Here is a 14,384-nt window from a genome sequence, read left to right as displayed (position 1 = left end):
ATGTTAGCGATTATAGGTGGCAGCGGTATGGACCAACTGCCGGGGCTGAAACTGGATCAGCAGCGGGCTGTACAAACACCTTATGCCGCCGAACCGGTTGTTGTACAGGCCGGTACTCTGGAGGGTGCTTCGCAAGATGTGGCCTTTTTGCCCCGGCATGGTGCTGATCACGCTGTGCCTCCGCACCGTATAAACTACCGCGCCAATATCTTCGCATTACACAAACTGGCCGTATCTGGCGTGCTGGCCGTTAATGCTGTCGGTGGCCTGAGCCCGACAATGGGGCCGGGTGTCATAGCTATTCCCGATCAGATAATTGACTATACCTGGGGGCGCGAACATACGTTTTTTGATGGCAGTATCAGTGGCATCGAATCACCTGATCAGTTCAGCGATACCGTCGCCCATATTGATTTTACGGAGCCTTATGACGCCGACCTGCGTCAGTTGCTGATTGATGCAGCGGTAGAGCAGGGCGTTGTCATTCAGACGCACGGCACGTATGCCGCTACTCAGGGGCCCAGGTTGGAGACGCCCGCGGAAGTGCGCCGCCTGCTGCGTGACGGTAGTGATCTGGTTGGTATGACAGGCATGCCGGAAGCCGCCCTGGCGCGGGAAATCGGTTTGCCGTATGCCTGTGTAGCGCTGTCGGTGAACTGGGCGGCAGGAATCAGTGATGAGCTCATTACAATGGACAGTATCCGTCAGGTCCTTGAGCAGGGCATGGGCAGCGTCAGACAGATATTGCAGGCGGCGATTCGGCTGCAGGACTAATCCTTTGTGCTACATCTGGTTTTGTAACGGCACGGTATAGGGGAAGACCTGCACTACAATGCCCACCACCGGATGATCCAGGTAATGGAACTCGTTACTGCGCATGTCCCGGCTTTCACGGACAGGGATTGTTAGTTCCTCTGCGTTAAACCAGAGGGCCGTGTCCAGCACCACCCGGTCCTCACTGCGGTTGAAGCGTATGGTCAGACTGCCATCCAGCTCCGGCTGACCCTCAATCATCCTGCCGCCTTCAATCTGTATGGCCTGCGCGCCGGCAGCCTGTCTGACCGGCTGACGCCAGGCGGCATGATATAGCAGTCGATAGGCGGGCGATCGCTCCAGCGCCCGGTTAGTATCAGCAAAGTTGAAGTCATCAGGGAGTAACAGCAGGTAAGCGTCCCGATCAAAATCCGGCAGTCGGAAATTGCCGATGACAGGAGCGTCAGCACCGGTCAGCTCTTCGAGCTGCGCCGGCTGCCCTTCGACCGGGAGATCAGTGATGGCTGGTGTGACTTCCCATTCTGGCAGGGATAACACATCCATCAATTGATCAAGTTTTCTTGCATTGTCCGGCAGGCTAAACAGCGTCGGGTCGCTGGGCCAGTTCTCTTCATTCAGCGTGCTGTTCTCATGCTTGAAAATACTCAATTCAATCTGATACCAGCGTTCACCCGACTGCGCCTGAACCCCGCCGACAAACAAGGTGACCAGCAAGGCGGTCATCGCCTTGATGTGTTGGCGCATCCATGGACTGAGTTTTGAGGGTGAGCGGTTCATGGCCGCGATTATCGCACAGCTTTGGATGAGGGGTAAGACAATCAGCCCGGCAGATGCTAAGCTCATTAAAACATGGAAAATGAGCTAGCGGAGAACAGAAGAATATGGAAACTCTGGCCCAGAGTCTGCAGGCCTTGTCTGGTTTTTTGTGGGGAACACCGCTGATTGTGCTGCTTGTTGGGGGTGGCGTCTTTTTTGCCATTTACAGCCGGTTTCAGCCCTATCGTTATTTCGCACACGCGGTAGCCATCCTGCGCGGCAAGTACGATCACGCGGAGGATCCGGGCGATCTGAGTCATGCGCAGGCGCTGGCGGCGGCGCTGTCAGGCACCCTGGGCATGGGCAATATTGCTGGCGTGGCGCTGGCCATTGGCATTGGCGGACCCGGCGCAGTGTTCTGGATGTGGGTGACCGCTGTGGTGGGTGTGGCGACCAAGTTTTTTACCTGCACCCTGGCTGTCATGTATCGCGGACCAGACAGTAATGGCGATATTCAGGGCGGTCCGATGTATGTGATTCGCGAAGGGCTGGGTAAACGCTGGCACTGGCTGGCGATGATGTTTGCCGCCGCGGGCCTGATAGGAACCCTGCCGGTGGTACAGATCAATCAGCTGACTCAGGTTATCCGCGAAACTGTGTTTGTGCCTGCCGGGCTGGTCGATGCCGGTAATCCGTTTTTTTTTAATCTGTTGTTTGGTTTGTTTGCAGCAGCCGTGGTGGGCGGGGTGATTTTTGGTGGCGTCAAACGTGTCGGATACGTGGCTGTGCGCCTGGTGCCGTCCATGGTGCTGCTGTACATGGGTATGACGTTACTGGTGCTGCTGGCCAATATTACCGAGCTGCCGCGTTATCTGGCGCTGATTGTCACCGATGCGTTTACAGCGCAGTCAGTGGGTGGCGGTCTGATAGGCGTCATTACGATTGGCGTAATGCGCGGCGCGTTTTCCAATGAGGCAGGCATCGGGACTGAAGCCATGGCGCATGGGGCGGCGAAAACCACCGAGCCGGTGCGCGAAGGTCTTGTTGCCATGTTGGGGCCGTTTATTGACACGCTGGTAGTATGCACCTGTACAGCTCTGGTGATTCTGCTGACTGGCGTGTGGGAAAATGGCGATGTGGATGGCGTCAGTCTGACGGCGATGGCCTTTGCCGATATTCTGCCGGGGCAGTTTGGAGCGTACGCGATTTCCTTTGTGGTCTTGATATTCGCTTCCAGTACCATGTTTACTTTCTGGTACTACGGTGCCAAGTGTCTTGGTTTTCTGATAGGTGCGCACCGTCAGCATCACTATCGCTATTTTTATGTGCTGCTGGTGGTGCTCGGTGCTATTGCACCGCTGGAAGCCGTATTCGGTCTGATTGACAGTGCCTATGCATTGATGGCGATCCCGACCATGGTGTCGACCTTCCTGCTGGCGCCGCAGGTCATGACCGCGGCGCGCGATTACTTTCAACGTCTGAATGTGGGTCAGGAAGATAGTCGAAACTGATCCAGTGTTTTATTAATAAACTCGATGCGCGCAGCGGGCTTTTCCTGGCCGTGGGTAAAGCCAAGCTGAGCGGGACCGGATAGTTTGTAAAGGCGTGATTGCTTCTGTACCAGCTGAACAATAGACAGTGGATCGACTTTGGTGTGCTGACGGAACACGATACGGCCAGTCTGGGCACTGGCATCAATTTTACTGATGCCATACTCTTCGGCCCTCAATTTAAGGCGGGTGACAGACAGCAGAATCTTCACCTGTTCCGGCAACAGCCCGAAACGGTCAGTCATTTCCACATGTAAGTCCTGCAGTTCTTCTTCATCACGTGCACCGGCAATGCGTTTGTACATGATCAGACGTGTATGAATATCCGGCAGATAGTCTTCCGGAATAAGTGCCGGGACGCGCAGATTGATTTCGCTGCCACTTTGCAGGACCAGATCGACATTGGGCGAGCGGCCTTCACGCATGGCCTTGACGGCTTCATCGAGCATTTCGGTGTACAGGGTAAAACCGATTTTTTGCATATGACCGGTCTGTTCTTCGCCCAGAATTTCACCGGCACCGCGAATTTCCAGATCATGGCTTGCCAGGGTGAAGCCGGCGCCGAGTGTGCTGGCGGCCATAATGGCTTCCAGGCGTTTCTGGGCATCGGTGCTCAGTGATTTTGGCGGTGGCGTCAGCAGGTAGGCATAGGCCTGGTGATGCGAACGGCCCACCCGGCCGCGCAATTGATGCAATTGCGCCAGTCCCAGCTTGTCGGCACGGTCGATAATGATGGTGTTGGCGTTTGGAATGTCGATGCCGGTTTCGATAATGGTGGAGCAGACCAGGATGTTGTACTTCTTGTGATAGAAGTCCGCCATGATGGTCTCCAGTTCGCGTTCGGGCAGCTGACCGTGAGCCACACACACGCGAGCCTCCGGTACCAGTTCGCGAAGATGCTCGGCGGTGCGCTCGATGGTTTTGACTTCGTTATGAAGGTAAAACACCTGGCCGCCGCGCAGCAGTTCCCGCAGAATCGCCTCTTTGGTCAGGCTGTCCTGCTGCTCGCGCACAAAAGTTTTTACCGACAGGCGTTTGGCTGGTGGCGTGACAATCAGTGACAGGTCACGCACACCGGACATGGCCAGATTCAGTGTGCGCGGAATGGGCGTGGCGGTCATGGTCAGAATATCAACCTCCGCACGCAACGCTTTGATGCGTTCTTTTTGCTGTACCCCAAAGCGGTGCTCTTCATCGATGATCAGCAGGCCCAGGTCTTTGTACTTGATCGAACTTTGCAGCAGTTTATGTGTGCCGATTATGATATCGGCCTGGCCATCCTCGATGCGTTTCAGCGTGTCGGTCTGCTGCTGCCCGGTGCGAAAGCGGGAGATCAGCTCCACGGTGACCGGCCAGTCGGCAAAACGATCCTGGAAACTGTCATAGTGTTGCTGTGCCAGCAGTGTTGTTGGCACCAGCATCACAACCTGTTTGTGGTTCTGTACAGCGATAAAAGCGGCGCGCATGGCTACCTCGGTTTTTCCGAAACCGACATCGCCGCATACCAGCCGGTCCATGGCGCGAGCTGATTGCATGTCGGCAATCACGCCATTGATGGCGTCGAGCTGGTCAGGTGTTTCTTCAAACGGAAAACCGTCGGCGAAGCGCTCCATATCGATGTCATCGACGCGGTAGGGAAAGCCTTTTTTGGCTTCGCGTTTGGCGTAGATGTCCAGCAGTTCGGCTGCCGCATCGCGAATTTTTTCCGCCGCTTTGCGTTTGTTTTTCTGCCAGGTGTCGTTGCCCAGTGTGTCCAGTGGCGCCAGTTCGGGATCGGTGCCTCCGTAGCGACTGATCAGATGCAGGTTGGCAACCGGCACATATAAGGTGGCACCTTTGGCATATTCCAGGGTCAGGAACTCCGCCTGCTGGTTTTCGATGGTCAGGTTCTGCAAGCCCACATAGCGCCCGACGCCGTGATCCAGATGAACAACGGCGGCGCCCGGGTGCAATTCTGTCAGACTCTTGATGATAAAATCGGTATTGTCCTGAGTCTTGCGACGTCGGCGCCGCTGTGCGATTTTGCGCCCCAGGAGCTGAGACTCGGTGATCATTGCCAGTTTCTGATCAGGCAGCAGCAGACCTTTGTCCAGAGAGGCAATCGTAATGGCAGGGGACAGCGAACCGTCACTGAACTCTTGCCAGGAATCCACCGATTGCGTGCTCAAAGGAACAGCGCGCAACAGCTCGCTCAACACCTCGCGCCGACCTGCAGTTTCCGCACAAATCAGCAGTCGGTAGTCGGGGTGCTTGTCAATAAAATGTCGCAGCGCCTGCATTTGCTGGCCCGGCTGGCTGTCACTGGTTAATTCCGGGAAGCGGCTGGCGGCAACGCCTTCAAGGGTGACGGTGGCAAATGGCTTGATCTGTCGGAAGACTTCTTCCGGCATCATGAAAATTTCTGATGGTGGTAGAACGGGGCGCATCCGGTCATAGCGTCGGTCTTCGTGCCGCGCTTCAATGTCCTGCCAGAATCGCTGCGCCGGCTGTTCCAGTTGCCGTGAGCGCACCACCAGCGTTCGCTCTGGCAAATATTCGAATAAATGACTTAACTGCTCATAAAACAGCGGCAGATAATATTCCGCACCTGTTGAGGCGATACCTTCGCTGATGTCCTGATACAGGCTGCATTCACGGGTATCCACATCGAAACGCTCCCGGAACCGGCGCCGGAACTGGCTGCGCCCGGTTTCGTTCAAGGGATATTCACGGCCGGGCAGTACACGTATTTCGGAAACTTTTTCCAGGGACAGCTGTGTCTCCGGATCGAAGGTGCGCAGCGATTCTATTTCGTCATCAAACAGGTCGATGCGAAAGGGCTGCCGACTCCCCATTGGGAAGATGTCGACGATGGCGCCGCGTACGGCAAATTCTCCATGCTCGTAAACAGAATCTACATGCTGGTAGCCGGCCTCTATCAGGCGACTGCGCAGCGCATCGGTATCCAGTCGTTCACCTGTTTTCACCATCAGACTGTTGCCCAGCACATACTCGCGCGGCGGCAGACGGTGCATCAGGCTGTTGATCGGTACTATGACGATGCCGCTTTTCAGGTCCGGCAGATGATAAAGGGCGCTAAGGCGCTCTGAGACAATATCCTGATGGGGCGAGAAGGAATCGTAAGGCAGTGTTTCCCAGTCGGGGAATGTATAGATGGACAGGCTCTCATCATCGCCGGCAAAGAATACAAGCTCGCGGCGCAGTTGCTCGGCATCCTCGCTGCTGTTGCTGATGACCATGACCGGTGCCTGTGACCGCCGTGCCACACTGCGGGCGGCATGCACCAGTGCCAGGGCCAGTTCGCTGTCAGCCAGATCTCGCCACTGAGTGTTGTGGGCTATGTCGGGGAGAGGAGGGGAAAGCAGGTCAAAAGTTGCCATAGCAGAATGCGGTCAGTCCGTGAGCCATAAAAAGGGCACGTATTTTGGCACAGTCCCGATAAAGTTGCACCGGCGGGCTAATCGCAAGATAATATGCGCCCCTTTAATTCATCTCTATGACAAACAGGTAACTGACGTGACTCGACCCAGCCCGGATGATTATTTCAGCGATTGGAAAGCAAGAGAAGCCCTGGCCCAGGAAATGATTCCTGTGGTAGGACGTCTGTACAGCGAGCGCAATGTCGGCGTGTTTATTTATGGCCGTCCCCTGCATAACCGATCTGTGACCAATATCATGAAGTCACATCGTTTTGTGCGCCAGGTGGGACGTAACGAGATGTCGGAGTTTGAGTCGCACCCCGTGCTGATGGCGCTGGCCAAACTGGATCTGTGGCACTGTCAGATTGATCTGGGCAAGTTGACTGTCAAATACATGGAGCTTCAGAAAGACGGTAGCGCTCCTGCGGTGGAAGATTTTGTGGCAAAGGAACTGGCGCACCTGGTGGGTGACAAAACCCCGCCCAGCAAAAAGTCTCAGGATATTGTGTTGTACGGTTTCGGCCGCATCGGCCGTCTGATTGCCAGGCTGCTGATCGAGCGCACCAGCACCGGTGAGGTCATGCGCTTGCGTGCTGTTGTTGTGCGTCCCGGTAAAGAAGGTGATTTGATCAAGCGTGCCAGTCTGTTTACCTCTGATTCCGTGCACGGCACGTTCCAGGGAACGGTGCGTATCGATGAAGAAAATAACTGTCTGATCTGTAACGGTAATGTGGTTCACGTTATCTACGCGAACAACCCGGATGAAATCGATTACACCCAGTACGGCATCGAAGACGCGTTGGTGATTGATAACACCGGTAAATGGCGCGATGAGGCCGGTCTGTCTCTGCACCTGAAGTCCAAAGGGGCCAGCAAAGTAATGCTGACGGCACCAGGCAAGGGCAACCTGAAGAATATCGTTTATGGCATCAATGACAATCAGATCAGCCCCGATGACAAGATCATCACGGCAGCATCTTGCACGACCAATGCCATCGCACCTGTGTTGAAGGTACTGAACGACGAGTACGGTGTGGCCAGCGGACACGTTGAAACGGTGCACGCCTACACCAACGACCAGAACCTGATTGACAATTACCACACCGGCAATCGTCGTGGCCGCAGCGCAGCGCTGAACATGGTACTGACCGAAACCGGCGCCGCCAAAGCGGTGGTCAAGGCCGTACCTGAACTGGCCGGCAAACTGACCGGCAACGCCGTGCGGGTGCCAATCCCCAACGTGTCCATGGCTATCCTGATGCTCAATCTGGAGAAATCCACCACCAAGGAAGAGATCAACGAGTTCCTGCGTCTGCTGGCCCTGCACTCACCGCTGCAGAACCAGATCAGCTACACCCAGGATCCCGATGCTGTCTCCAGCGACTTCGTTGGTACCCGCGAAGCGGCGATCGTCGACTCTACAGCCACCATCGTCGATGGCAACCGCTGCGTCCTCTACCTGTGGTACGACAACGAGTTCGGTTACTGCAACCAGGTCGTGCGCATGGTCTACCGCATGGCCGGCGTTAACTACCGGGTCTATCCGGTAGAGGGTTGATGTGCTGGGGACGGAGGCGGTGACGCGGGGGACGGAGGCGGTGACGCGGGGGACGGAGGCGGTCTACGTCCCCAAGCGTGGGGACGTAGACCGCCTCCGTCCCCCGCGTCACCGCCTCCGTCCCCAGTGTATCAACTGACACTGAATTGGCTCAGAAAGTTAACAAATCAGTGGCAAATCAAGCCACTTATCTCTATAATTATGCCCGTTTTGACGGCGCCCGCCGATACCTGGCTGCCACATAAAAAATGTCTGTCATTCTTGATGGGTGACATATCTCTCTCAGAGCGGCGCGAGGCCGCAGTGGTGCTGTATGCGTACGCTGTATCAGACTGGCGTGAAATACGTAACAAACAAACGTTAATCCTGAAAATTAAAGACTAGGCCTGATGAATGATCAGAATTAAGCGCGGTTTGGACCTACCTATAAATGGTGCTCCTGAGCAGGCAATTGAAGATGCTGCTGCGGTGCGCTCGGTAGCGATACTGGGGAACGACTACGTTGGCATGAAGCCCACCATGGAAGTTCGAGAAGGAGACCGGGTCCGTCTGGGCCAATTGGTGTTTACTGACAAGAAAACCGAAGGTGTTAAATACACCGCGCCGGGGACCGGTACTGTTCGTGCCATTAACCGGGGTGAAAAGCGGGTGTTCCTGTCACTGGTGATTGATCTGGATGAAGATCAGTCAGATCAGGAAACCTTTGCCAGCTACAATGATGAGCAGATCGCTGGCCTGGAGCGCGATAAGGTGGTGGAGAATCTGGTTGATTCCGGATTGTGGACCACACTGCGCACCCGGCCATTCAGTAGAGTACCGGATCCCCAGACAACACCATCCTCGATTTTTATCAATCTGATGGACAGCAATCCGCTGGCCATGGATCCAGAAGTGGTTGCAAGGGATCATGCGCAGGATCTGCTGCGTGGTATCAGTGTGCTGGCGCGTCTGACCGAAGGCAAAGTGTTTGTATGCCGCCGTGCCGGAAGCTTTGCCGGGCTGGAAGGTCAGGGTCTGCCATCCAGTGTGCAGGTTGAAGACTTTGATGGCCCGCACCCAGCCGGCCTGACAGGTACCCATATTCATTTTCTGGACCCGGTCAGTCTCAACAAGTGGGTCTGGAGCGTTAATTTTCAGGACGTGATTGCCATTGGCAAGCTGTTCAGCACCGGGCAGATCTGGAATGAGCGCGTGGTTGCGCTGGCGGGTCCTCAGGTCAAGCGTCCGCGCCTGCTGCGCACCCGGGTTGGCGCCAATCTAACAGAATTGTTGGCTAATGAACTGAAGGACGGTGAAAACCGGATTGTTTCCGGCACTGTGCTGGCTGGTCGCAAAGTGGCAGATCCTGAAAATTTCCTGGGTCGCTATCACCAGCAGATCTCCGTGCTGAAAGAAGGCCGTGAGCGTCCGCTGTTTGGATACCTGTCGCCGGGCAGCAACCGCCACTCCAATCTGGGTATCTATCTGACCAGTCTGTTCAAAGGCAAAAAGCTGGACATGACAACCACGACCAATGGCAGTGAGCGTGCCATGGTGCCGGTGGGCAGTTACGAGACCATCATGCCGCTGGATATTCTGCCGACACAACTGCTGCGCTCGCTGATTGTTGGCGATATCGAAACAGCCATGAATCTGGGCTGTCTGGAACTGGACGAAGAGGACCTGGCACTTTGCACCTACGTGTGTCCGGGTAAATACGAATATGGTCCGATTCTGCGTAGCAACCTCACGCGTATCGAAAAAGAGACTTGATGGAAAGCTGAAACATGGGTCTGCGTAAAATACTTGATGATATGGCGCCGCAGTTTGAAAAAGGCGGCAAATACGAAAAGATGTATCCACTATATGAAGCCGTGGATACCATTTTTTACTCTCCGAGCAAAGTCACCGTTGCCGGATCTCATGTGCGTGACGGTATCGACCTCAAACGCATCATGATCACCGTCTGGTTTGCGGCTTTTCCCGCCATGTTCTACGGCATGTACAACGTCGGTTATCAGGCCAATATGGCCATGATGAACATGGGCATAGAGTCAGTGGAAGGCTGGCGCGGTGCGCTGATCAGTCTGCTGGCCGGACACAATCCGGAGAGTATCTGGGATAACTTCTGGCATGGTGCCATGTATTATCTGCCCATTTACGCCACGGTATTTATTGTTGGCGGCTTCTGGGAAGTTCTGTTCGCTATTAAACGCGGCCACGAGATCAACGAAGGCTTCTTCGTTACCTCAATTCTTTTCGCTCTGATTGTGCCGCCTTCGCTGCCCTTATGGCAGGCCGCTTTGGGTATTTCCTTTGGTGTGATAGTCGGCAAGGAAGTCTTCGGTGGTACTGGCAAAAACTTCCTTAACCCCGCGCTTACGGGAAGGGCCTTTCTGTTTTTCGCCTATGCTCCGCAAATTTCCGGTGATTCTGTCTGGACGGCGGTGGACGGATTTTCTGGCGCAACGGCGCTTAGCCAGATAGCCACAGACGGTCTGCCCGCTGTGATGGCCGCGACCGGCGAGCAACTGACCTGGCTGGATGCCTTCTTTGGTCGAATGCAGGGTTCAATCGGTGAGGTCTCGACGCTGGCGATTCTGATCGGCGCAGCAATTCTGCTCATCACCCGCATTGCTTCCTGGCGCATCATGCTGGGTGTGTTCGTTGGTATGGTGATTTTCTCTACTTTCCTCAACATGGTCGGCTCTGACACCAATCCGGCGTTTGCTACCCCCTGGTACTGGCATCTGGTGCTGGGTGGTTTTGCCTTTGGTATGGTGTTCATGGCCACCGACCCTGTATCAGCCTCCATGACCAATACCGGTAAATGGGTGTTTGGTATTCTGATTGGTATGCTGGTTGTGATGATCCGCGTACTCAACCCGGCTTATCCGGAGGGCATGATGCTGGCTATTCTGTTCGGTAACCTGTGTGCCCCGCTGATCGATTATTTCGTAGTGAAAGCCAATATCAAACGGAGGATTGCCCGCAATGTCGTCTAATGTGAACTCCGTTGGCAACACCATCAAGGTGGCGCTGGGATTGTGCGTGGTGTGCTCGATTGTGATTTCGAGTGCGGCCGTTGTGCTTAAACCCATGCAGACAGCCAACCAGATTCTGGATCGCAACAAAAATATTCTGATTGCCGCCGGTATGTTTGATCCGACGGTGAATACCAATGCCGATGTGCCAGCCATGTTTGCTGAATTCACGCCCAAGATGGTTGATCTGGACGCCGGTCGTTATCTGACTGACGATGAGCTGCAGCAACTGGGGCTGGATCCTGAAACCTATGATCAGCAAAGCGCCCGCAATGACCCGGCACTGTCGGATGCGTTGAGCGGTGCCGAGGATGTGGCTTCCATTCGTCGGCGCGCCAAATATGCCACTGTATACGTCATAGAAGGCAGCTCGGGATATGAAAGCGTAGTCATTCCGGTCAGCGGTTACGGCCTGTGGGGTATCATGTACGGTTACCTGGCGCTGGAAAGCGACGGTAATACGGTGCGTGGTATCGGTTTCTACGACCATCAGGAAACCCCCGGTCTGGGCGGTGAAATCAGCAATCCACGCTGGCAGGCTCAGTGGCCCGGCAAACAGATTTATGATGAAAGCGGCGATGTGGCCTTCCGTGTCGTGAAGGGAGGTGGTGCCGGTGGAGAGCGACAGGTTGATGCGCTGTCCGGCGCCACACTGACTAGCCGTGGTGTCGAGAACATGATTGAATTCTGGTTAGGTGAGCGTGGTTTCGGCCCCTACCTTGATAACGAAGTGCGAGGCTGACGAGGTATCTATGGCAGCAGCAAATTCCAAAACCATCCTGATCAAACCGATCTTTATGGACAATCCCATCGCACTGCAGATCCTCGGGGTCTGTTCGGCGCTGGCGGTGACAACCAGTCTGTCAGTGACTCTGGTTATGTGCCTGGCGTTAACGACAGTGTGTGCATTTTCCAACCTGTTCATCTCAATGATCCGCAATCACATGCCGAGCAGTATTCGTATCATCATTCAGATGACTATCATCGCCTCGCTGGTTATTCTGGTGGATCAGGTGCTCAAGGCATTTGCCTACGAAATCAGCAAACAACTCAGCGTATTTGTGGGGCTGATCATCACCAACTGTATCGTGATGGGTCGCGCTGAGGCCTTCGCCATGAAGAACCCGCCCGGTCTGAGCTTCATTGATGGTATCGGCAACGGCCTGGGCTACAGCGTGGTGCTGATCGTTGTCGGTACGCTGCGTGAACTGTTTGGTTCCGGCACCTTGCTGGGCATTACCATTTTGCCAACAGTCGCCAATGGTGGCTGGTATCAGCCAAACGGTCTGATGTTGTTAGCGCCAAGTGCCTTCTTTATTATCGGGTTCTTTATCTGGATTTTGCGTAACAAGTACGATGAGCAAGTGGAGAAGAATGAGTTTGAAATGATGCCGCACACTGCCGAGAAGGGGGCTCATTGATATGGAACATTATCTGAGTCTGTTTATCAGCGCGGTTTTTGTTGAAAATATGGCGCTGATGCTCTTCCTGGGCATGTGTACCTTCCTGGCGGTTTCCAAGAAGGTCGATACCGCTATCGGTCTGGGTATTGCCGTGGTTGTGGTACAAACCATTACGGTTCCCGTGAACAACCTGATTTATAACTACCTGCTGAAAGACGGCGCGCTAGCCTGGGCCGGTCTGTCTGATGTGGATCTGAGCTTCCTGGGTTTCCTCTGTTACATTGGCGTAATTGCGGCAATGGTGCAGATTCTGGAAATGTTTCTGGATAAGTTTGTACCGGCGCTGTACAACGCGCTGGGTGTGTTTCTGCCGTTGATTACAGTGAACTGTGCCATCCTGGGTGCCTCGCTTTTCATGGTAGAACGCAGTTATACCTTCCCTGAAAGTGTTGCCTACGGCATGGGCGCAGGTGCCGGCTGGGCGCTGGCCATCATACTGCTGGCCGCTATCCGGGAAAAGATGAAGTACAGTGATGTTCCAGCTGGTTTGCGTGGTCTGGGAATAACTTTCGTGACCACCGGTCTGATGTCACTGGGCTTTATGTCCTTCAGCGGTCTGACTCTGTAACAGACTTTTTTCAGTCACTTTGAAGTGAGAAGGTTTCAGAAATAATGGATATCACAACGATTGTAGCCGGCGCTTTGATGTTCACCGTGGTGGTGATGCTGCTGGTAGTGATGATTCTCGCCGCCCGTTCACGCCTGGTCAGTACAGGTGATGTGAAAATTGAGATTAACGGCGATCCGGAAAAGACCATCACTGTGCCGGCTGGTGGCAAACTGCTGAACACGCTGGCCGATGCCGGTATTTATTTGTCATCAGCCTGTGGCGGTGGCGGTACCTGTGCCCAGTGTAAATGCAAAGTGGTTGATGGTGGTGGCTCCATGTTGCCGACCGAGGCCGGACACTTCACCATGGGTGAGGCCAAAGAACACTGGCGTCTGTCCTGTCAGGTAGCCGTGAAGCAGGATATGAAGATCGAAGTCGATCCTGAGTTCTTCGGCGTCAAACAGTGGGAATGTGAGGTGATCTCAAACCATAACGTGGCGACCTTTATTAAAGAACTGGTTCTGAAAATACCCGAAGGCGAGGTGGTGGATTTCCGCGCTGGCGGTTACGTGCAGCTCGAAGCGCCACCCCATTCAGTTGATTTCAAAGACTTTGAGATTGAAGAGCGCTTCCGCGGTGACTGGGAACACTTCAAACTGTTTGATCTCAAGTCAAAGTGTGATGAAACCACAATCCGTGCTTACTCCATGGCCAACTATCCGGAAGAGTACGGCATCATCAAGTTCAACATCCGGATTGCCACGCCGCCGCCGCGGACCAACCACCCGCCGGGCATCATGTCGTCCTATGTGTTTAACATGAAACCGGGCGACAAGATCAAGGTGTTTGGTCCCTTCGGCGAGTTCTTCGCCAAGGAAACTGACAACGAGATGGTGTTTATTGGTGGTGGTGCCGGTATGGCTCCCATGCGTTCACACATCTTTGATCAACTATGTCGCCTTAACAGTAAGCGCAAGATCACTTTCTGGTACGGTGCACGAAGCAAGAAAGAAATGTTCTATGTTGAGGACTTCGATCGTCTGGCCGCTGAACATGACAACTTTGAATGGCACGTGGCGCTGTCTGAGCCGCAGCCTGAAGATAACTGGGAAGGTTTCACCGGCTTCATCCATAACGTGGTGCATGATCAGTATCTGAAAGATCATCCGGCACCGGAAGACTGTGAATACTACATGTGTGGACCGCCCATCATGAACGCGTCTGTGATCAAGATGCTGAAAGACCTGGGTGTGGAAGACGAGAACATCGCGCTGGACGAGTTCTCCTGATC

General features: G+C 54.5%; 11 protein-coding genes. 9 read left to right on the top strand and 2 right to left on the bottom strand.

Annotated elements, in window-relative coordinates:
• The gene (locus tag PS2015_RS09375) at positions 1–774 is read left to right on the top strand and encodes an S-methyl-5'-thioinosine phosphorylase (RefSeq protein ID WP_058021971.1); all 774 of its coding nucleotides are present in this window, start codon (positions 1–3) and stop codon (positions 772–774) included.
• Positions 775–783: 9 nt separating this feature from the next.
• Here the strand turns inward: PS2015_RS09375 and PS2015_RS09370 are convergent, their stop codons facing one another.
• Entirely contained in the window at positions 784–1,551 is a 768-nt protein-coding gene (locus tag PS2015_RS09370; protein WP_169792291.1) for a CsiV family protein, read from the bottom strand.
• Between the two features lie 104 nt (positions 1,552–1,655).
• Between PS2015_RS09370 and PS2015_RS09365 the strand changes: the two genes are divergently transcribed.
• Positions 1,656–3,041: an alanine/glycine:cation symporter family protein gene (locus tag PS2015_RS09365; protein ID WP_058021968.1), complete on the top strand. Its 1,386-nt coding sequence runs from the start codon at positions 1,656–1,658 to the stop codon at positions 3,039–3,041.
• Here PS2015_RS09365 and mfd read toward each other — a convergent pair.
• On the bottom strand, positions 3,020–6,460 hold the full coding sequence (gene mfd, locus PS2015_RS09360; protein WP_058021966.1) for a transcription-repair coupling factor: 3,441 nt from the start codon (positions 6,458–6,460) through the stop codon (positions 3,020–3,022). The genes PS2015_RS09365 and mfd overlap by 22 nt on opposite strands.
• Positions 6,461–6,596: 136 nt before the next feature.
• Here mfd and PS2015_RS09355 point away from each other — a divergent pair, with 136 nt between their 5' ends.
• The 7 genes from PS2015_RS09355 (at position 6,597) to nqrF (ending at position 14,382) form a co-directional block, all read left to right on the top strand.
• The gene (locus PS2015_RS09355) at positions 6,597–8,057 is read left to right on the top strand and encodes a glyceraldehyde-3-phosphate dehydrogenase (protein WP_058021964.1); all 1,461 of its coding nucleotides are present in this window, start codon (positions 6,597–6,599) and stop codon (positions 8,055–8,057) included.
• 393 nt (positions 8,058–8,450) lie between these two features.
• Positions 8,451–9,809 carry a Na(+)-translocating NADH-quinone reductase subunit A gene (locus PS2015_RS09345; protein ID WP_058021961.1) on the top strand — a complete coding sequence of 453 codons (1,359 nt, stop codon included), beginning with the start codon at positions 8,451–8,453 and terminating at the stop codon, positions 9,807–9,809.
• 14 nt (positions 9,810–9,823) lie between these two features.
• Positions 9,824–11,041 (top strand): NADH:ubiquinone reductase (Na(+)-transporting) subunit B, encoded by a 1,218-nt coding sequence (locus tag PS2015_RS09340; protein WP_058021959.1) that lies wholly within the window; start codon positions 9,824–9,826, stop codon positions 11,039–11,041.
• A complete protein-coding gene (locus PS2015_RS09335; protein WP_058021957.1) occupies positions 11,031–11,822 on the top strand; it encodes a Na(+)-translocating NADH-quinone reductase subunit C in 792 nt (263 codons plus the stop codon). Before PS2015_RS09340 ends, PS2015_RS09335 begins: the two co-directional genes overlap by 11 nt.
• 10 nt (positions 11,823–11,832) lie before the next feature.
• Complete coding sequence (locus tag PS2015_RS09330; protein WP_058021955.1) at positions 11,833–12,501, top strand: NADH:ubiquinone reductase (Na(+)-transporting) subunit D; 669 nt, start codon at positions 11,833–11,835, stop codon at positions 12,499–12,501.
• 1 nt (position 12,502) lies between these two features.
• Positions 12,503–13,111, top strand: coding sequence for an NADH:ubiquinone reductase (Na(+)-transporting) subunit E (gene nqrE / locus PS2015_RS09325; RefSeq protein WP_058021954.1), 609 nt, complete (start codon positions 12,503–12,505; stop codon positions 13,109–13,111).
• A 44-nt stretch (positions 13,112–13,155) separates the two neighbouring features.
• Positions 13,156–14,382: an NADH:ubiquinone reductase (Na(+)-transporting) subunit F gene (gene nqrF / locus PS2015_RS09320; protein WP_058021953.1), complete on the top strand. Its 1,227-nt coding sequence runs from the start codon at positions 13,156–13,158 to the stop codon at positions 14,380–14,382.
• Positions 14,383–14,384 lie beyond the last annotated feature (2 nt).

The organism is Pseudohongiella spirulinae (assembly GCF_001444425.1).
In the GTDB taxonomy this organism is placed as follows: domain Bacteria; phylum Pseudomonadota; class Gammaproteobacteria; order Pseudomonadales; family Pseudohongiellaceae; genus Pseudohongiella; species Pseudohongiella spirulinae.
The sequence above is the reverse complement of the archived record's forward strand: the minus strand, read 5'-3'. Positions and strand labels throughout refer to the sequence as shown.

Coding starts and splice junctions, on each gene's coding strand:
- PS2015_RS09375 (WP_058021971.1), top strand. CDS start 1: ATGTTAGCGATTATAGGTGGCAGCGGTATGGACCAACTGCCGGGGCTG.
- PS2015_RS09370 (WP_169792291.1), bottom strand. CDS start 1,551: ATGAACCGCTCACCCTCAAAACTCAGTCCATGGATGCGCCAACACATC.
- PS2015_RS09365 (WP_058021968.1), top strand. CDS start 1,656: ATGGAAACTCTGGCCCAGAGTCTGCAGGCCTTGTCTGGTTTTTTGTGG.
- mfd (WP_058021966.1), bottom strand. CDS start 6,460: ATGGCAACTTTTGACCTGCTTTCCCCTCCTCTCCCCGACATAGCCCAC.
- PS2015_RS09345 (WP_058021961.1), top strand. CDS start 8,451: ATGATCAGAATTAAGCGCGGTTTGGACCTACCTATAAATGGTGCTCCT.
- PS2015_RS09340 (WP_058021959.1), top strand. CDS start 9,824: ATGGGTCTGCGTAAAATACTTGATGATATGGCGCCGCAGTTTGAAAAA.
- PS2015_RS09335 (WP_058021957.1), top strand. CDS start 11,031: ATGTCGTCTAATGTGAACTCCGTTGGCAACACCATCAAGGTGGCGCTG.
- PS2015_RS09330 (WP_058021955.1), top strand. CDS start 11,833: ATGGCAGCAGCAAATTCCAAAACCATCCTGATCAAACCGATCTTTATG.
- nqrE (WP_058021954.1), top strand. CDS start 12,503: ATGGAACATTATCTGAGTCTGTTTATCAGCGCGGTTTTTGTTGAAAAT.
- nqrF (WP_058021953.1), top strand. CDS start 13,156: ATGGATATCACAACGATTGTAGCCGGCGCTTTGATGTTCACCGTGGTG.